The organism is Peribacillus saganii, assembly GCF_003429095.1.
GTDB classification, from domain to species: Bacteria; Bacillota; Bacilli; order Bacillales; family DSM-1321; genus Peribacillus; species Peribacillus saganii.
Genome location: NZ_QVTE01000051.1, coordinates 77,356 through 96,028 on the forward strand (window position 1 = coordinate 77,356; position 18,673 = coordinate 96,028).

General features: G+C 39.7%; 19 protein-coding genes. 4 read left to right on the top strand and 15 right to left on the bottom strand.

The window, feature by feature from the left end; genetic code table 11:
• The first annotated feature begins 506 nt into the window (after positions 1-506).
• Positions 507-1,604, top strand: coding sequence for an AI-2E family transporter (locus tag D0469_RS17265; RefSeq protein ID WP_117327967.1), 1,098 nt, complete (start codon positions 507-509; stop codon positions 1,602-1,604).
• 119 nt (positions 1,605-1,723) lie between these two features.
• On the top strand, positions 1,724-1,984 hold the full coding sequence (locus tag D0469_RS17270; RefSeq protein WP_117327968.1) for a hypothetical protein: 261 nt from the start codon (positions 1,724-1,726) through the stop codon (positions 1,982-1,984).
• On the opposite strand, the gene D0469_RS17275 is transcribed toward D0469_RS17270, so the two are convergent.
• The 3 genes from D0469_RS17275 to glsA all read right to left on the bottom strand — a co-directional run bounded on the left by D0469_RS17275 (position 1,964) and on the right by glsA (position 4,602).
• Positions 1,964-2,269 carry a hypothetical protein gene (locus tag D0469_RS17275; RefSeq protein ID WP_158553554.1) on the bottom strand — a complete coding sequence of 102 codons (306 nt, stop codon included), beginning with the start codon at positions 2,267-2,269 and terminating at the stop codon, positions 1,964-1,966. The genes D0469_RS17270 and D0469_RS17275 overlap by 21 nt on opposite strands.
• Positions 2,270-2,341: 72 nt before the next feature.
• On the bottom strand, positions 2,342-3,277 hold the full coding sequence (locus tag D0469_RS17280) for a DMT family transporter (protein WP_117328061.1): 936 nt from the start codon (positions 3,275-3,277) through the stop codon (positions 2,342-2,344).
• Between the two features lie 395 nt (positions 3,278-3,672).
• Positions 3,673-4,602, bottom strand: coding sequence for a glutaminase A (gene glsA, locus D0469_RS17285; protein ID WP_117327970.1), 930 nt, complete (start codon positions 4,600-4,602; stop codon positions 3,673-3,675).
• Positions 4,603-5,144: 542 nt separating this feature from the next.
• On the opposite strand from glsA, the gene D0469_RS17290 reads away from it, so the two are divergent.
• Positions 5,145-5,699: a CBO0543 family protein gene (locus D0469_RS17290; RefSeq protein ID WP_117327971.1), complete on the top strand. Its 555-nt coding sequence runs from the start codon at positions 5,145-5,147 to the stop codon at positions 5,697-5,699.
• Between the two features lie 36 nt (positions 5,700-5,735).
• Here the strand turns inward: D0469_RS17290 and D0469_RS17295 are convergent, their stop codons facing one another.
• Positions 5,736-6,203 carry a hypothetical protein gene (locus D0469_RS17295; protein WP_117327972.1) on the bottom strand — a complete coding sequence of 156 codons (468 nt, stop codon included), beginning with the start codon at positions 6,201-6,203 and terminating at the stop codon, positions 5,736-5,738.
• 275 nt (positions 6,204-6,478) lie between these two features.
• Here D0469_RS17295 and D0469_RS17300 point away from each other — a divergent pair, with 275 nt between their 5' ends.
• On the top strand, positions 6,479-7,027 hold the full coding sequence (locus D0469_RS17300; protein ID WP_117327973.1) for a DUF3231 family protein: 549 nt from the start codon (positions 6,479-6,481) through the stop codon (positions 7,025-7,027).
• A 100-nt stretch (positions 7,028-7,127) separates the two neighbouring features.
• Here the strand turns inward: D0469_RS17300 and D0469_RS17305 are convergent, their stop codons facing one another.
• The 11 genes from D0469_RS17305 to D0469_RS17350 form a co-directional block, all read right to left on the bottom strand.
• Complete coding sequence (locus tag D0469_RS17305) at positions 7,128-7,331, bottom strand: CLC_0170 family protein (RefSeq protein WP_117327974.1); 204 nt, start codon at positions 7,329-7,331, stop codon at positions 7,128-7,130.
• A gap of 37 nt (positions 7,332-7,368) precedes the next feature.
• Positions 7,369-8,595 (bottom strand): Ger(x)C family spore germination protein, encoded by a 1,227-nt coding sequence (locus D0469_RS17310; protein WP_117327975.1) that lies wholly within the window; start codon positions 8,593-8,595, stop codon positions 7,369-7,371.
• Positions 8,576-9,685 carry a GerAB/ArcD/ProY family transporter gene (locus D0469_RS17315; RefSeq protein WP_117327976.1) on the bottom strand — a complete coding sequence of 370 codons (1,110 nt, stop codon included), beginning with the start codon at positions 9,683-9,685 and terminating at the stop codon, positions 8,576-8,578. The genes D0469_RS17310 and D0469_RS17315 overlap by 20 nt, the downstream gene beginning before the upstream one ends.
• Before the next feature lie 19 nt (positions 9,686-9,704).
• Positions 9,705-11,303, bottom strand: a complete 1,599-nt coding sequence (locus tag D0469_RS17320) for a spore germination protein (protein ID WP_117327977.1) — start codon at positions 11,301-11,303, stop codon at positions 9,705-9,707.
• A gap of 182 nt (positions 11,304-11,485) precedes the next feature.
• Entirely contained in the window at positions 11,486-12,136 is a 651-nt protein-coding gene (gene trhA / locus D0469_RS17325) for a PAQR family membrane homeostasis protein TrhA (protein WP_117327978.1), read from the bottom strand.
• A gap of 115 nt (positions 12,137-12,251) precedes the next feature.
• On the bottom strand, positions 12,252-12,779 hold the full coding sequence (locus D0469_RS17330) for a cell wall hydrolase (protein ID WP_233523101.1): 528 nt from the start codon (positions 12,777-12,779) through the stop codon (positions 12,252-12,254).
• 706 nt (positions 12,780-13,485) lie between these two features.
• A complete protein-coding gene (locus D0469_RS21210) occupies positions 13,486-13,647 on the bottom strand; it encodes a hypothetical protein (RefSeq protein WP_158553556.1) in 162 nt (53 codons plus the stop codon).
• A 2-nt stretch (positions 13,648-13,649) separates the two neighbouring features.
• Positions 13,650-14,906 carry a Ger(x)C family spore germination protein gene (locus D0469_RS17335; protein ID WP_117327979.1) on the bottom strand — a complete coding sequence of 419 codons (1,257 nt, stop codon included), beginning with the start codon at positions 14,904-14,906 and terminating at the stop codon, positions 13,650-13,652.
• Positions 14,884-15,996, bottom strand: coding sequence for a GerAB/ArcD/ProY family transporter (locus D0469_RS17340; RefSeq protein WP_117327980.1), 1,113 nt, complete (start codon positions 15,994-15,996; stop codon positions 14,884-14,886). The genes D0469_RS17335 and D0469_RS17340 overlap by 23 nt, the downstream gene beginning before the upstream one ends.
• A gap of 3 nt (positions 15,997-15,999) precedes the next feature.
• Positions 16,000-17,544: a spore germination protein gene (locus D0469_RS17345; protein ID WP_117327981.1), complete on the bottom strand. Its 1,545-nt coding sequence runs from the start codon at positions 17,542-17,544 to the stop codon at positions 16,000-16,002.
• 141 nt (positions 17,545-17,685) lie between these two features.
• Positions 17,686-18,603, bottom strand: a complete 918-nt coding sequence (locus D0469_RS17350; RefSeq protein WP_158553558.1) for a VanW family protein — start codon at positions 18,601-18,603, stop codon at positions 17,686-17,688.
• Positions 18,604-18,673: the final 70 nt, after the last annotated feature.

The following is an 18,673-nucleotide window of genomic DNA, read 5'->3' on the forward strand; positions in this document are numbered from 1 at the left end:
AAAAAGCAGAAGCGCCCTGACATTGGAAGGACAGCTAAGTGCGCCAGTGTTGTAACTTAAACCATGTTACAACCTTCGTCCTGTGGCAACGCTGTCCCGATCCACATCCTGTACAAAGGAACGTCGGCGTTTGGCACGTCCTGTGCAAGTCCGGCAAGTATAGACAAACGCTGACAGAAGGCGCTTTTTTCCTTCCGGAGCGATTGGCTTATGACCAGGGTTGTTACGGCTTGTGGTCACAACATTCGAGGGGCCGTGCGCAGGAGCTAGACATCTTTACTGGTTAAAAACATTCAACCTTCTAGATAAATTTTGAAGAACCTTGTCTTTGGACAGGGTTTTTTCTGTTTCGGATTTTCCGGTCCCAAAGTAAACTGTATAGCGGATTTATCCCCTGTCTTTAGTAGTAAGGTTCTCTGCTCTATTTTTCATTCAATGGATTATATTTCCTCTCTTAATTGGTGTATGATAGAGATACATTGAATTTATTTGTTGGAGTTGAAAGAATGCCTCAGTCAAAATGGTTTAGGTTTGGTTATGGAATTGCTTTGATTTTGCTGATTATATTTTTAGGTTCGCTTGTTGATTTTATTTTCACCCCAATTGCCGTAATGGTAACGACTTTATTCGCCCCAATCGTTCTTGCAGGTGTGCTCTATTATTTAATCCGGCCGCTGGTTAATTTTTTATCAAAATATATACCCCGTTCTCTATCAATATTGCTGATTTATTTGGTAATCATCGGTTTGGTCACGGCTCTAGTATTTGTTATTGGACCCCCTCTCCAGAAACAGGTCAGCTCATTGATTGACAATACGCCGGGTTACGTTAATAAGGTGCGGGAAATCGTCGTGGATCTTAGCGAAAATGAATACGTTGACCGATTTCAGCAAAATGACAATTTTTCAATTGAAGAGCTCACAGGGCGTCTTACAGATAATGTGAACAAATTCCTGCAAACAGTCGGCAATAATTTAATGAGTTTTATCTCAACGCTTACCGGTATACTCGTTCTGGTTGTACTTATACCGTTTATCCTGTTTTACATGCTAAAGGATGGCGAAAAGCTCCCGGGTCGCATCCTGAATTTTGTACCGGCTGCACACCGTGAAGAAGGCAGAAAAGTACTGAGTGATATGGACAATGCCTTAAGCTCTTATATCCAGGGTCAGATCTTAGTCAGCCTTCTTGTCGGTATCCTAATTTATATTGGATATTTAATTATCGGGCTCGACTACTCGCTGGTGCTTGCGTTCATTTCGCTGATTACCAATGTCATTCCATTTGTGGGTCCCTTCATCGGACTAGTTCCGGCACTGGTAGTAGGTTTTCTTGATTCACCAATGACCGGAGTATGGGTAATCGTCGTCGTACTGATTGTCCAGCAGCTTGAAGGCAATCTGATTTCTCCTCAAATAATGGGCAGACAATTGGATGTCCACCCTTTAACCATTATTCTTTTGTTAATGGTTGCTGGGAGCTTAGCTGGTTTATTAGGATTGCTGCTCGCAGTGCCAACATACGCTGTATCAAAAGTAATTGTTGTGAATACTTGGCGTTTCATCAAGCTAAGACGGGCGGATGATAATCTGGCCGCCAAATAGATAAGTTTCAACAAAGAAAAAGGCAATTAACAATTTCCTGTTTTAAACCGCCTTTTTCTTTTTAATCACTTATAAGGCAGCTGTAATAAACCTAAACTGATATCATAGGAGGCTTGAAGATGGAAATGCACGAAGTAGAAGCAGTTTTCGAGGAATATGCAGCTGATTTTTTGTTTGAAAAATTCCGTTATCAATTGTATGTGTCTGGATTGTTTGATCAGCTTGAGGAAAGTGAGGTTCTTTTAGATTTTCTGGAGGCGTACTCTTTTGACGAGAAAGATTTATTGAACTTTGATGAGTTTCGCTATTTTTTTAAGACATTTATGTATTTTCACGGCAAAAATAAACTGGCCAGCGATTCATGGCAATCTTACTTCTAATTTACATGAAAGAACACCCCTAACTGCCATGAGGAATTGCAGAATCGCAGACAACAGCAGCTCAATGACTGCCATTATTCCGGTTGCATGCATAAGGCTAACGCTTGAAAATCCAGCTGTAAGCCAGCCAGGATATCTTGTTGCAAAAAAACCTGAAACCCCCGCTAAAGCATACAACACACCGATCCATTCTACAGGCACAGACGCAGCCTTTAAAAGCGGCTGATCAAACTTGTTAAAAACAGTACCTGCTGGAATGAATACCAATGTTAATTTGATAGACATGAACAGCAGCTGAGGTGTTTTCCGAATGACCTTAATCCCTTCCTTTACAAATAGGAATGGATTAATCAAAATTTATGTTGCAATATCTGCTTCCTTCTCCGGCACTCCAGCCTTTGAGTTTTTCGGCTTTAGTGTTAGCAAAAATACCATGGCAATGATGCACACTGTACCGGCTGCCTGCCAAATGCCGAAAGGGACACCCAGCCAAAGTACAGAAGCAACTACTGAAGAAAGCGGCTCTGAACAAGATAGAAGGCTAGAAATTTTAGAATTGATTAACCTGAGGCTGTCAATAAACAAGTAAAATGGGATAACGGTTCCAAAAATAATAACAAAAATAATTAATAGATATTCTTTTATCCCCCAGCCTGTCAGGTCAACGGAAAAGGGTGATTGAAGAAACGAAATTGCCATACCGCCAATCAGCATACCCCAGCCCACCACTATTATGGAATCAAACTGTTTAACAAGTCTTTCTGAATACAAGGTATAAAAAGCGAGAGCAAAAGCCGAAAGGACTCCCCAGAACACAGCAAGTCCTGGTACTATTAGGTTTTCAGCGGAGCCATTAGTCAGCAGCAGGAAGGCTCCAAGCAAAGTGAGAAATACTGCAAGCACTTCAAACAAAGTTGGGACTTTTCTCAAAATCAGCAAAAAATAAACTAAAATAAAAACAGGAGCAATATACTGCAGTAAAGTAGCTACAGCCGCATTCCCTTCATCGATAGCAGCAAAATAAGTATATTGGACACCTAGCATCCCAATAATTCCGAAAATAGCAAAATGAAAAATGGAAAATTTGTTTTTCAAGACATCAAAGACCATTTGTCTCTTCTTCCCCAACAAGGCCATAGCCAGGAAAATTAAACCTGCAATCAGCATCCTGACAGTAACCAGCCAATCCATTTCCACCTTCGCTTCCTGAAACAGGTTTTGTGCAGCCGTCCCTGACAAGCCCCATAGAGATGCAGCCACAATTACCATTAAATATCCTTTAAAATTGTGCATTGATTTTTCACCCGAATTCCATTTACTGTTAAAGTCAATAAAAACATTATACAACAATAAGGCTAAAATTTCAGAAAAAAACAAAAGTGAACTTTCAAAAAATACGAAGAAAGTGCACAACCTATTCGCGAGGGTTTGCTATAACGAAGATGGGGACGGCACTTGATTCATTATCTCTATAAGCCGCGCATTTTGATACACAGTTCCTCCTTTTCCTTTGGTTCAGTAACTACAATATCCCTTTTACTGAATCTCATTTTCAAAGAATAAATTTATTTTTCACGGAATTGGTTCTTGTTTTACGGAATTTTTTTCATTCACGTTTTTCTACTTATTATCATTTCGCCAAAGTCAAAAACCCTGCTAATATCTAAGCAAGGTTCTCTAATAGCTCTTTAAAAAATACTTAATGAGTATTTCTTGGATAGCAGTTCCAGCAGTTTCAAACCGGCGATACTGTTTCCTTTTTCATTGAGTGAAGGTCCAGAAATCCCGATGCCATACTTCCCAGGCACAGCACCAAGAATGCCACCGGAAACGCCGCTTTTGGCTGGAATTCCGATCTTAATTGCAAATTCCCCTGCTTCGTTGTACATTCCGCATGTCACCATAAATGTTTTGCAAATCCGCGAAACATCAACTGGGATAATCTGTTCTTTTGTTTCAGGATCCTTCCCGTCAAGCGCAAACACAAGCCCAGCTTTTGCAAGGTCAAAGCATGTCATTTCGATGGCACATTGTTTAGTGTATAAGCTCATTAGTTCTTCAACATCTTCATCGATTATGTTGTGCTGTTTTAAAAAGTAGCATAATGACCTGTTTAAATGAGACGTTTGCATTTCTGACTCGGCTACCTCTTCGGAATAGCCGATGTTGGAATTACCTGATATCATCTTCGAAAATGCCAGCAGCCGGTTGAACCGATCCTCTGTAGTATTGCCTTTGATTAGATGAGTAACCGCCAGTGCACCGGCATTGATCATAGGATTCAACGGTTTTACCTCGCTCATTGTCTCAAGCTTTGCAATTGAATTAAACGGGTCACCCGTCGGTTCCATGCCGACCTTACGAAATACTGCGTCCTCACCATGATCAATTAATACAAGTGCCAGGCTAATAATCTTGGATATGCTTTGCAATGTAATTTTTTCGTGAATATCCCCTGCTGAAATACATCTTCCATCCGGATATTGAATGGCCACAGATAATTCATCAGGGTTATTTTTAGCAAGCGCTGGAATATAATCTGCCACTTTACCTTTCTTAGCATACTCCCTCGCTTCATCTACAAGCTTCTGCAGTTCTTCGTTTGATTGACATAACATTTTTCATCACCTTTGCTAGTTTGCGCAGTAGAATGTGGATTTATGTTAAACACCGATTTCAGCCATATTCATGGAACTCTTATTGACTGCATTAAACTGTTCTGCAAAAAAACGCCCGCTTATGATATTTCAAGTTACTTCGCGTGAACCATATACACCTTAAAGACCATTAAAAATAAGCGGCCTGCACGAGAAATGGCGTACAGCCCTTTAAACGGATGGATGTCAGAATTTTTGAAATTTAAACCAATTTACATAAAGCTTTATCTTCTATGGATAATAATCTAAAAAAGAAAAAAACATGATAGGGTTAGGCTTATCATCTCAATAATTGTATTTAATCTAATTGCTTTCTGATATTTTACACATTTCTGTAGGCTATCGTATTAACCATATTTGCAGGATTTGATTGCCATTTAATCTCTTAATCGTTGTCAACGATTAAAGCCAGGTATTTAAAATATGGAAAGGGCAATGAATAAGCTCTGCCATTGCATGGCAACAATATTGAGAATAAGAACCATCTATAGGAGAAGAGGAATTTGAGATTACATGACGAGTCCAGAAATACGGAGCATTTTTACCAGCAAGTAGCACAAATCAATGAAAAATATTTTGAGTTTTGGAGAGAACATACATTTCTGCAATGGGAATGGTGGTTATCTGTGGGGCTTTCGATAATTCCGTGGATAATTTGGTGGAAATATATCAATAAAAAAAGTACTGCCCGCTACATGTCTGCTGCTTTTTTCATAATTATTATCTCCTCATGGCTTGATTTTTTTGGAGTTGTTAATGGACTATGGTATTACTCTGGAATAGTAATACCAACAATCCCCTCTTATGTCCCGTGGGATCTTTGCTTAATCCCCGTAACGATGACTTTATTTATGCAATTTAAGCCTCATGTTTCATCCATTAAGAAGGCCATAGTCTATGCTTCGCTGGTCGCCTTCGTCGGAGAACCGGTTTTTGATTGGATAGGGCTTTATGAAATAGTCAATTGGAAACATATTTATTCTTTTCCTATTTATGCTATTATTTATCTTACCGCTGATTGGATCACTAAGCGAAAGTCGTTTGGACCAGTACAATGAGGATTCTTAAGTGTAGGGGTTTATGCCCTGTAAAAACTATACTATTCTGTGAACTATTTTTTTTATGAAATAACCCACAGCTAAACCGATCGGCAACGATAAAATAGGAAGCCAGATGGGTCCTATTAACACTCCAAATATTTTTAACGTCGGGGAATAAATCAAACCTACCGTTATAAAATAAGCGGCAAACACAAAGGGCAGAAATGAAAACTTGCTTTTTCCTCCGCCGGCATCTTTATACGCATCCCACATTGCAAACATGTAAAGACAAGGATAGAACATAAGCCATTGGTAATTTGTTTGCTCGATTGATTCTTGTACCCTTCCGTAAAAGCTTAATATTATGACTTGATTAAAATTGGACCGAACATTAATTACAAACTCAAGGGTGACAAAAAGAAAGCCTTTGAGCAGTTTTCCATTCAATAGTTGGCTAAAGCCAGGTAATGCTATACTCCAAAGAATAACTTCTAATAATTTCTCGTTTCTTTTATCGCTCATGTCAATCTCTACCACATTAAATCCGTATTGGTTTATCATTGGGGATAACTGATAATTGTAAATATTCATAAAGATATGTAACATTCCGCCAGAAATTGTAAAAAAATGTTTCCATTTGAAATGCCTCCCAACTATGTTGTTTCACTTTTTTAGTTAAAAAAGATTTATTTTAGTTTAACCAAGATGGATTCGTTCATACGTTTTATAGAAACTGTCTCGAATAAACCGATATTCATATGGCAAAACTTCATATATAAACATATGGGGGGAAAGTCATGTCAAATATCTTTGAAGCGTTAATCAATACCATTAAAACTGCAATGGATGAAGATACGCAAACAAGATTGCATACAGGCGAAGTAACATTATGCTGGCTTTATTACACTAGCATGAGCGAGGCTCTTGGCTATGAAGAAGATGCCCTTAATATGTCTACAGACGGTGAAGTGCTAGAAATGTTAAACGATGCAATCAAAACTTGTGGTTCACAGGTCAAAAGACTTGAACAATTTTTAATGAGAGAAGGAGTGCCTCTTCCTGCAATGCCTGCCAGAAAACCTAAAAGTGATCCTGAAGAAGCACCTCTTGGTGTAAAGTTAACTGAAAATGAAATAGCAAATGGTGTTTCAGCCAAGGTAGCTTATATGAATATACAATGTGCAACTGTGCAATCACAATCGATCAGAAATGATGTAGCCTTAATGTTCATGGAATTCCAGGCAGAATTGTTAACTTTTGGAGCCACTTTAAAACCTTTAATGAAGAAAAGAGGGTGGCTAAGAATCCCACCCTATTACTATCCTCCTGGAGTACCGGAAAGCTAATCTTTCTGGTACTTTTTAATTGATAAACAAGTATTCCTTATTGAAAATATACAGATGTCAATTAACATCGCTATATGTTAATTAGAATGAAGTCATATTCCTACCAGAAAAAGGTTTCATAGGCCCAATTGGCGCCATAGATGAAAATCCCCATAACGATATTTACCCAACCGGTGATTCGGGCCACTCTATACTCCTTTTTCATTTTTGCCACCTTATATGTACCCGCATCATAACGTAAAATAAAAATTCCAGTGACAATGAAAATAATGACAAGGTAATTTATATATCCAATTTGAACCATTTTTCTTCCTTCCTCGGAACCCATTTTTGGAAGTTTACTACTTTGATTTCATACCTACAAGTCTGATATCCGTTTTACAATCGACTTGGACCGTTAGATTTTCGTATTCCCTATGCCAATCTTCCAATGTCCTTACATTCTCTTTCCAGTAATTCGGTTCTTTGGCACGGAAATGTTCACCGAATCCATAAATGTCCGACTGGTCTTTTTGCGTTTTTTTGATTAGCTGTTTTATTTCTTTCTCAATTCCTTTGCTAAATTGTTCTTCGATAGAGTTAATGGCCTTTGGATTAAGGGGTTTTTTGGCGTTTTTATCCTCCTCAATTTCAGAGATCATAGCTTCATAATGGGCAATAATCCGAACATGAGGACGACCATTCTTAAATGAAGTTTTTACTTTTACGTTCCTTTTAGTTGCCCGGACAAGTAGAAATCCGTCTATTTCAGGTGAGTCCACAAAGGTGCCGTATCCCCCTTTTTCCTCCCCGAGAATACCCATGAACAATCCAATTTCTAAAGGATTGGTTTTTCCAATCATTTTATCCCCCTTGAAATAAGCCACCCCTTTAATTTGGACGTTTTCTTTATTCTTTATATTTAAATACGGTAGATAGGCATCCTGGGCATTACTTGAAAGGATCGACCAAAATGTTCCAATAAAATCACTTGGAAACTTCCCAATATCAACGGCATCGTCCAACACTGTGGAAAGGTAAAGGGCAGGGACCCTTTCTAACTGGGGGGCCATCTTCATGAATTTATCCGCCTTACCTTCGCTAACCACCATCCAGGCCGTTCTTCGTATTTCCGGGTTTCGCTTTAGATAATCCATAAATCGGTTTACTCCTTCACGGGCTATCTCTTCACTAACAACTATAATCCGCAAATGACCAAGAAAAAGTTCGTCAGCCACTTGCTGCTGTAAATTCAACATCGCTTCGTCTATTGTATGCCCATTGACACTGACTACCCATACAGGCGATTGATCCCCACCTCCACCGCCGCCTGTAACCGGCCCAAGCGGAATCCTGCCAGGCAATGCAATTTGTGCACTTATTCGAATCAGAGGTAGATCTGATAAATCTGCCGTTTTCCCAGAATGTGCAATTTGTATTTCTTCTTTTTCAGCCTCTTCTTTATCTATTGAAATGGCCAGAACAACTGCCCGGTCATCTATTTCATCACTGTCCCAACACCCAGTCAAAAGAGTGCATATCATAATGGGTATCAAAATAACAAACCATTTACGTTTTGGCAGCAGCACTCCTCTTCCCCCTCTTTCTGCGGATTACATCAATGACAAGGAGCAAGCATGGGTAAACAATAGTTAGGATTAATCCCATTCTGCCGACGACCTCTATTGTTTTATACATTTGAAGAAGGTTTCCTGGAAGCATAGAGAAAAGAAAGATAATCGGCAGCAAGGAAAACGAAAAAATCTTATGGTCACTTAGTCTGAATATACCAGTCAGTGCGTAACAGGTAAATGTGTATCCTGAAAATAGAGTAGTGAAGACGGCTGTGACCCAAACGGCCAGGAAAACAACATCGAGTCTTTGTAAAATATTTCCTGGAAGAGAAGTGGTTCTTGCCAATTCCAATGTCGGCCAAAGGAGCTTTTTCGTTTCTTCTGCCCCAAACACGGCTAGACTTGCCACTACAAGCATAAATAATATAACACCTGCAATCAACAAGCCTGCGGTGCATGCCTTCATGGCCCTTTTTGGTTGTAACATCGATGGGATAATGATTGTCAGGACAAAAGACCATTGGCATAACGCTGCAATTGTTAACGATCCCTTAAACATATCACCCATGTCCCCCCCCAGTAACGGCTGTAAATATAGGAAGTTGGCATTTTTCAGAGACAGAACTACTATTATTACTACAGGCGATAATATGACAGGCAGATAAAAAGTGTGGATATAAGCAAAAATATTTAAATCATTACGTGACGTGATAGCCGCTAATAAGAGCATAACGATTACGGTAACTTCGATAGGTGTTTCCCTCAAAATCGCCGTAATAACGACGGCACCAAACTCCCTTGCACCTAATCCGGTTAAAAGTGCAAAAAATAGAATGACAATGATATTGCAAAACCTTGCAAGCCATTTTCCAAGAATTTCTTCACTATACCCAATAATCGTCTTAGTTGGGTGTGTCATTCCCAGCTTAGTGATGATTAATAACGCAAAAAGCGAAATAGTAATCCCTATTAATGTAACAATGGGTGCGGCAGTATTCCCAGCTTTAACTGCAAAGAGCGGTAGAGGAAGAACACCTACGCCAATAATTGAACTAATCACAACTGCAGCCGTTTGTATTTCGGATATTTTTTTTGGAGTATCCATTACTGATATCCTCCTATCGTTATTTTCCCTCGTCAACGGGACCTGGCACACGTCTGCGATCCCTTAGTTCTTGTGTTTTTGCTCCCACACGGTTTTTGTCTTGTGCTTGCAAAAAACCAGGCCTGTTTTTCATCTTCCAAAGTGGACCGCGGACAACCACATCTTTCATCCCTTCCTTATCAGGCGGGGATACAGGACTCATATAGGGAACCCCAAACGATTGTAACGAGAGCATATGGTTTAAAATCAAAATGGCGCCGATAACTACACCATACAAACCAAAAAGACCTGCCAACATCAAGATTGGAAATCTTAGCATCCTAAGTGCAAATGCTGCCGTATAAACGGGAGTAGCAAACGAACCAATAGTAGCGAGAGCGATTACGACCACAGTAACCGGGCTTGCGAATCCTGCCTCAACAGCAGCCTGTCCAATTATGAGAACACCGACTATCGATAGAGCCCCTCCCACTTGCTGAGGCAAACGAACAGTTGCTTCCCGCAGGATCTCCATTGCCACTTCTATGACCAATACTTCTATCACAGCCGGAAAAGGAACCCCCGCTCTCCCCCCAGAAACAGCTACAGCAAATTCCGTCGGCAGCAGCTCAGGGTTAAAAGCAATAAAAGAAACGTACAAAGAAGGAAAAATTAAAGAAAACACAAGAGCCATAACACGTATGATTCTTATAAAATTGCCCATTAAAAAACGATTGGTATAATCTTCAGTTGTTTGATAAAACTGGCTAAACACCGTAGGCAATAACAGTGCAAAAGGAGACCCTTGGGTTAAAATAGCTACCCTTCCTTCGATTAAGTTTCCGACAACTCTGTCAGGTCTCTCTGTAGTTTGAATTTGCGGAAAAGGTGAATAAGGATTATCCTCGATAAATTGTTCAATAATTCCCGAATCCAAAACTGAATCAAATTCAATCTTGGACAGGCGATCTTCAACTTCCTTAACCAGTTCAGGATTAGTAATCCCTTTAATGTAGCAAACTGCAACTTTTGTCTTGGTTAATTTTCCTATCTTAGTGGTCTGTATCACGAGATCGGGAATAGGAAGCCGATATCGCAGCAGGCCTATGTTAGTACCTAATTGTTCAACAAAACCTTCCCTCGGCCCAAGAACGACCAGCTCTGTACGTGGTTCATCTATACTTCTTTCTTTTAATTTACGGGTGCCGAGCTGTAAGCCCACATCTTGCCCCTGAATCAAAATAATTGTGTCACCTAGAAAAAGATTGTCGATCAGAACATCCCACTTTGTTTCTGTTTTAACCCTGCTTTGATAAAGTACCTCCTTTATAATAACGTCAACTAACTTCGATTCATCAGGCAGGTTTTTCTGAATATGTTCTGGAGGATACATTAAGGGTTTAAGAATATCGGTATTTATTTCAGAGGGGTTTGCCTGCTCCGAAAAATAACACAAATACGCCGGGATACTTCCGAATATATAAAAGTCACGATATACAAAATCATCGTTCTTTCCTAATAATTCATTTATATAAGTAATCGAATCTTGTAAGTCACTACTTAATTTTGTTTTTTCGTTGCCATTTTGTTCTTGAGGACTTGTTTTCAGCTTTTTTCTATTCTTCCGAAACAATGACAAACTTACACCACCTTTTAAGCAGATATGGAAATATAATGAATTACTATTGAATTAGCATATCTTGTTTTAAGTAAATTATTCTCTTTATGGAAACGTTTTAAGTTAGGTCTTATAGAATTGAAAAATACAAATAGCCCTGTAGAGGATGACAGGGCTTTACACTTTAATATAATGTTTAAACATTAAACTTTAATCGGAAGAACATAAAAAAGAATCGCAAAGAAATGGGCGACAGAACCACCAATCACGAATAAATGCCATACGGCGTGATGAAAAGGAAATCCTCGCCATACATAAAACACGGCCCCCACTGTATAAAGGATACCCCCAATAACAAGCAATGACATCCCGGCTGCCGGCAGCGTAGAGGTAAGCGGCTCCCAGGCTATTACTATAAGCCAGCCCATGACTATATAAAGGATAGTGGATATGTATAGAAATTTTTTAACAAAGAATGCTTTAAAAGCAACTCCTGCAATTGCGATGCCCCAGACAATCCCAAGTAATGTCCAGCCAAGTGCACCATTAATTACGATTAATGTAAACGGTGTATAGGTGCCCGCAATGAAAATATATATCGCAGAATGGTCAAAAATCTCAAAAACATCCTTAGCCCTTCCTGGTGGAAAGCTGTGGACCAGCGTCGAAGCCACATACAGCAGCAGCATGGAAACCCCATAAATGACAAAGGTGGTAATATGCCAGGCAGTTCCTTCTCCAGCAGAATATATAATCAGGAAAACCAGAGCTGCAACACTGAGCAGCACGCCAATACCGTGCGTAATTGCATTAACCAGCTCTTCCTTTTTTGTATACACATGTGTATCAGCCAATCCGTTCGCTCCCTTTTAGCATAGAATAGATTCATTATACCCATTCCGCTGAAAAAAAGAAAAAATTTTTACCCAAAAGAAAGGACCCTATTTCGAAACAGGGTTCCCTTTCAGTTTATATCGCAAAGTGATGTCCTCCTATTTTTTTGGTTACTTCCCTTGTTCTTATCCATTTATCATCAGTAAGATCAGGATTGAAAAAATATAATGCATCACTATTAGGTTCTTCTAATGCTTCTTCAACTGCCCGTTTTGATTCCTGGTCGGCAGGTCTTCGAATGCTTCCATTGCTAACAGGCGAAAACTGGTTTTCCTCGTATACAACTTCTGAAACTGAGTCTGGGAACTGTTTAGCTTCCATTCTGTTTAGCACTACAGATGCAACGGCTACCTTGCCTTCAAATGGTTCTCCCTTTGCCTCAGCATGAACTAAACGTGAAAGCAAGTCCTTTTCAGCTGCTGTCAGCTCTACAGTTTCCGTTTCGGCCTTCTCATTTGATACGGTTTCTTTATGTTTAAGTCCGCTGTTCTTTTTATCGCTAAGACCAGCAGTAAGTGGAGTATCGCTGGAGCTTTGTGAGGTGAAGGCCATTGATAGCAGCGTAAACGTGAGCAGAAGTACGCTCACCATAGCGTTTCTCATGGTGTTACCCCCTTTTTTTCGTTACCATTCAGGATAGCAGAATCCCAATAGAAAAACATTATTTAATAATTGGGTACATGGTAAGGATTTAGTTAGATTGCAATACTTTTGGTTCTCAGGAAGTATTCCCCATGCTTAATAAGCCGACAATTGTGTTTGAACAAATTGCAATCTCAGGGGGATTTATATATTCTAGCGAGGTTTTTGATTGAATAATCTCTAGACTGTGACCCATAAGTTTCTGCGTTCAAGACCAGCAAGCAGGAAAACAGCGACAACCCATCCTCAAATTGGTCCGAAGATGAGAAATATTCGAAAAGGCCATAGCCAGCGAACACAACTCCCCAGAAAAAGACAGAAAGAATGAGAATTGCTTTACGCCCGAACTTGTCGGACAAATATCCCCGGAAAAACTTGAGAAAACTCCGACCAGTGAGCAAACTGCAAAGATCGCACCTGTCATATCAGGGGGAACAAACTTAACCTGAGTTAAATAGATAGCAGGAACGGTATGCTCATAGAGGTAGCCAACCGGCCAAACATCGTTCCGATTTTCGACGGACTTATATGTTTTAAATTGCTTACATTTCTTTCACAAGAATTCACAAGAAATTTCAAACGGTAAATCGGCGTCCTGATTTAGCCGAATGTATGATTATTACATTAAAAAGAGATAACACTAATTAATCCATAATAATTTGGATAGCTAAATTTTTCCAAAAACAAAGAACGGGAGGACTGCTATGGCTACTGCCAGCATGATTACTGCCACCGCTCCTCGTTTGTTTTTTTCTTTCCATAGGGCGACAGAAAAGCCGACAGTGTATATGAAAGTGGTTACTATTACCAAGATGATCAATATATGCATTTCTAATCCCTCATGTGTTTAATATTCGGAACTTTTGTCTGTTTCCCGAAACCAGTAAAAAAAATGTTTACAGTTACATGAATGTCCATATCCGGATATGTTTTCATCCAATCAAAATTTTTATATTCTTTAATCGTAAGGAAATATTTTCTGGCATCCAAGGATAGCGGAAACGGACACCCTTTGAATTCCTGTTGTGACTTAGCAATTAATCCGTTATATTCCCGTTCAAAATCTACTTTGATCTGTCTCCTTAAAATCTCTCTTTTTCGGGTATCTTTTGTATAGTCGACCATGGACCTGTCAGATAGAACGTCGACGACTAAAGGAACTTTGATCCGAATTTCCGGGGTGCTTTTTTCCAAATTCATGGTAACTTCATTATTCTGTTTTTTAAGTATTCTGACCGCAAGCCTGTACTCCTTATTGAATGGGTCGTGAATAGTAGACAGTACATCTTTAATATCTGTCGTTTCATCCAAAACAGATGCAATCCTTGTTTCCTGGCCATTTAATTTACCTATCATGACCCCTTCCTTAAAAACAGCAGCGCCAGCGAATTGTGTTTTATTTGCATCGCCTTTCGCATTGACCTCCCCTGCCATATATTCATCTTCATGCCTTGCTGGCGGATCTTTTGCCGGCTTAGAGGTAGTATATATGGCTAAAAACAAATCGGCATCCTGTTCGGTAATCTCATAGAAGCGATGGAAAGTTGAATCCGGAAGCATACCGGTTTCAACCCCTCTTGTAATCATAAATTGGAAATACTTATGGGGCCTGGTCTCCAATTGAGGTTTATTATTTTGCAAGTACTCACTTGCATCCTCCTTTGAAATTGCCAAATAAGTGTCCCGGCGGATTTCCCGATCCTTTGTTGTATCATAGAACCAGCGAATGAAGTCTTTGCGGCTGGCCAGCTCCTCTGACACGACCATGATTTGGAGCATCTCGTAGGTTAATTGCTTGGATACAACCGTATTCGCTGTGTTTTTAGCTGTTATGAAATCACTCGAATGAACCGTTATCGTCTCTTGGGGAGGTTCGTCTGTGCTGCCTCCCACCAATGAACCAACCTCGGGGTTTGCAATTATATATGTAATCTTTAACTGATTTTCGCGTTCCGACTTATCAAGTCCCATTGCAATTACATATGCGCGCTGATCTACCTCTTTCAAGTCATAGCACCCAGCGAGGCAAACTGTAAATAAAAGTACTAAGATAAGTAAAAGGGTTCTATACATGATTCTTTCTTCCATGTTTAAACTCTCCTTTCAAGCTTGCAATCAGCCAAAGCAGAATCGGCAGGAAAAAAAATAAGGGGCTCAGGAAATTGAATAAATACCTGCGAAGCGTAAAAATGGTATAGGTAGGTGGTTCCAAAAGCATCCCAACACATAGAAAGACCAAGGCGAGTGAAGGAATAATATATTCAAAGCTTTTAATCCTGAACAAACCTCCGAAGAGCAGCGCGTTTATATATAAATAAATTGAAAATCGGACAAAGGATGCAATAAGCCAAATTGGAAAAAAAAGTGTTTCAATGTTTGTCAAAAACTCCCCGAGTGTGATGTAGCGAATGGTTTCATGAAATGGATAATTCATCATTTTTACCGGAATGTAGTCAAATAAGGCAAGATAAATCAGGAAAGCAAGACTCAATTCGACCATCAAAAAGATCAGAACGAACCAAGTGCCTTTCTTATAATCCTTAACTCTTGCCACATAAGGAAATATGAGCGCCATATATAGAATATCCACGTAGATAGCCGTATTTAATATGCTTTCTTTCATTATTTCACGGGGACCGGATCCAAATACAGGGAAAATTTTACTGAAATCCGCATCAGGAATCACGAGAATAAACGCTAAGAACAGGAATCCGATTACTATATAGATCAATAAATAGGCAACAGATCCGATTGCTTCAATCCCCTTTTTGGCACCAAACACACATGCGGCCATAAGCACAAAATAAATAATGATTGTTGGTGTAGCGGGAAAATACATTGTTTTAATGATGTCCACATAACTTCGGGTATCTATTACTATCGCAACCGATCCGATCAGCCACAATAGCAGCGAAATCAGAAATCCAATATGACGCCCAACCAGACTTTTGTGGATCTCATGCAGGTTTTTATTTTCGAAGTGTGAAAGCAGTTTGTTAAGGAGGAAAACGGGCAGGAAGATGATCAGCCCTGAAAGTATGGGAATCATCCAGGCAGAGCTTTCCAGGTCGTCAAACAACAGGGCGGGAGTATCATCAGAAAGCTTGGTTCCAACCATCATCATTAGAATGGCACTGTATTCTTTTATGCCTATTTTCCCTTTATTGTTGTCAATCACGAATTACACTTCTCCCTTTTTAATGCTGTCTTTTGGTTTCAGATAACCTGGGCGGAACCGTTCCGAGCCAATCCTCTTTCTGGTAACGATATCTTCCGATGATCTGTATGTTGGTGTATATGGAGCAAGGTATGGAACCCCGAATGACTTGATTGAAACCATATAAAAAAGACACAAGATAAATGATGCTGTGAGGCCATAAACACCCAGTATTCCAGCTGCAAAGATAAATATAAATTTCATTAGGCGGACTGTATAGTTCAAATTTACATCATTAATGGCAAATGAAGTAAGGCCTCCTAGTGCAACAATAATAATAACCAAAGGACTAATGATATTTGCTTGTACAGCGGCCTGTCCCAGTATTAGGGCACCGACAATTCCGATGGTTGGGCCAATTGGGCTTGGCACCCTTAAGCCTGCTTCCCTGATCAATTCAAACGCGAATTCCATCATTATAATTTCTATAATGGCGGGAAACGGCACCTTCTCCCGTGTGGCTGCGATGGCCAGCAGCAAATCAGGCGGTATCATTCCAGAGTGATAATTCGCTATCGCAACGTATAATGGGGAGATAAATAAGGCAATAAATAAGGCAAGAAATCTTAATAGTCTGGTGAAATTCCCATATGGATAACGCAAATAATGTTCCTCAGGGTTGTGAAAGTGTGCCCAAAAAGTAGTCGGTACTATCAAACATGCCGGAGAGCTGTCTAACATAAGTACAATATGCCCCTCTTCCAAAAATGCCGAAGCCCTATCCGGCCTTTCAGTGTACAAAACCGTAGGGAACAGCGAGCTTTTCCGCTCTTCGATCAACTGTTCTACAAAGCTGATGCTGTGAACTGCGGCTAGATCCAGTTTGGAGATACGGCTTTTCACCTCGTTTAACAGTTCATCGTTCACTAAATCCTTAACATAAAGCATGAACAACCCGTTATTGGACCTCTTTGATATAACCGTTCTTTCAGCAACCAAGTTTTCATCACGTATGAGCTTGCGTACAAGTGATATATTTATGATAGCTTTTTCTGTAAAGCTTTCCTTCGGGCCCTTGAGAACTACTTCATTTTCCGCCATGCCAATCGAACGCGACTGGAAGTTTTGCATTTCCATAAGATAGCACTGCCTGTCGCCATCAACAAAAAGAGCTGTAACCCCGCCATTGACTTCATTTACAATGTCTTCTATTTTTTGTGCCGTTTTTAACGTTTGGGCGCTGACAATGTTTTCAATCTTCCCGCTGCCGTCCGAATGGTGCAGAAGGGGATGAAGGATTCTTTCTTCTATATCAATTACATCGCTAATCGAAGCAATATAAAGAATGGCCGCATTACGATTAAGCGATGGAATGGTAATCTCACGGATTTTCACATCCACATTATCAGGCACAGTGTATAAATACTTGAATATTTTTAGATTCTGGTCAAGTGTTTCCTTGATATTTTGCTTTTTTAAAGCAATATCTCCATGTGAGGACACTTCGGGAGGATTTGGAGTTGGAGTCTTAATTTTTTTCAGAATCCGTTTGAAAATTTTTCTGCGCATGCAAATTCCTCCCTGCCTTAATATTCACTTAGTAAGTGTTTCCTTCCTGGAAATAAATTATCAGCTTTTATGCGATGACACGTTCTACTTTTCCATGTGAAACGGGACTTATGTGGGTAGTATCGCAGCACAGTATGTAGATCATTTGTAACTGACATTAACCCCTTCAGCAGAGAAAATATTGATAATTACGCGGCCGCCCACTACTTTTGCCAGTATAAGAATTGGTTGGTTTATGTTATTTTGAAATTTAAAATCTGGTCCGTTCCAGCTGACTGTAGCATCACGTCCGAATGGTACATAAGGAACCTGCCTGGTATGGCAATAGCGCTCAACAATTTTTAATCCTGCCTGATCCACCGCATTAAACAATGTGGAAGAAACCTGGCAAATTCCGCCGCCAATCCCTTCTGAGAATTCTCCGCGGACGATCACCTTTGCTTTCATGTATCCCCTTGCTGCAGTCCTTTTACCAACAATCTTGTTAAACGAAAAAGTTTCCTGAGGGAATAACACATGATTATTGAGGGCCTCTGCCGCAAGAGAAATATTATTGGTTCGGTTTTTGTTGTATGAATTAAATGATGAAACAAACTGCCCAATCTTATGCACCCTGATTTCTGCAAGAAGCTCTTCGTCTACTTTCGGGTGAATCGGCTGTAAAGGAACTTCCAGTTTAGAAGGACCGTTCCCATAATAATAACGTAAAAAACGATCGCTGAATTTTTCACGGTACAGCTTATGCCCTGCCACTCCAGGTATAATATGTCCACTCTTATCAATATAAGCATTTTTGGGTGCCTGATACATTTCTTTATCCATTAGTTCGAGAAATTCAAGATACTTTTCAACATGTATGGTTGGTATCTCAGGTGATGGATGAGTAAAATCAGAACGGTTTACACGATTTACTTCTGTTTCTTTATGAAGAATTATCAATTCATTAGAATAAAAGCCCAGCTGACTTAGTAAGAGTATTCCAGTTAAAAATGGTATTTTTAACAGCCGGCCCACCTCCCTGCAAGTTCTAACGGAATTAAATTCTGAAGATGTATACAAAAAGTATTTCCTGTTCATCTAGTTTTATCAAAATGGCAGACAGAAATGAGCTTCCATAAATTTCGTTAAT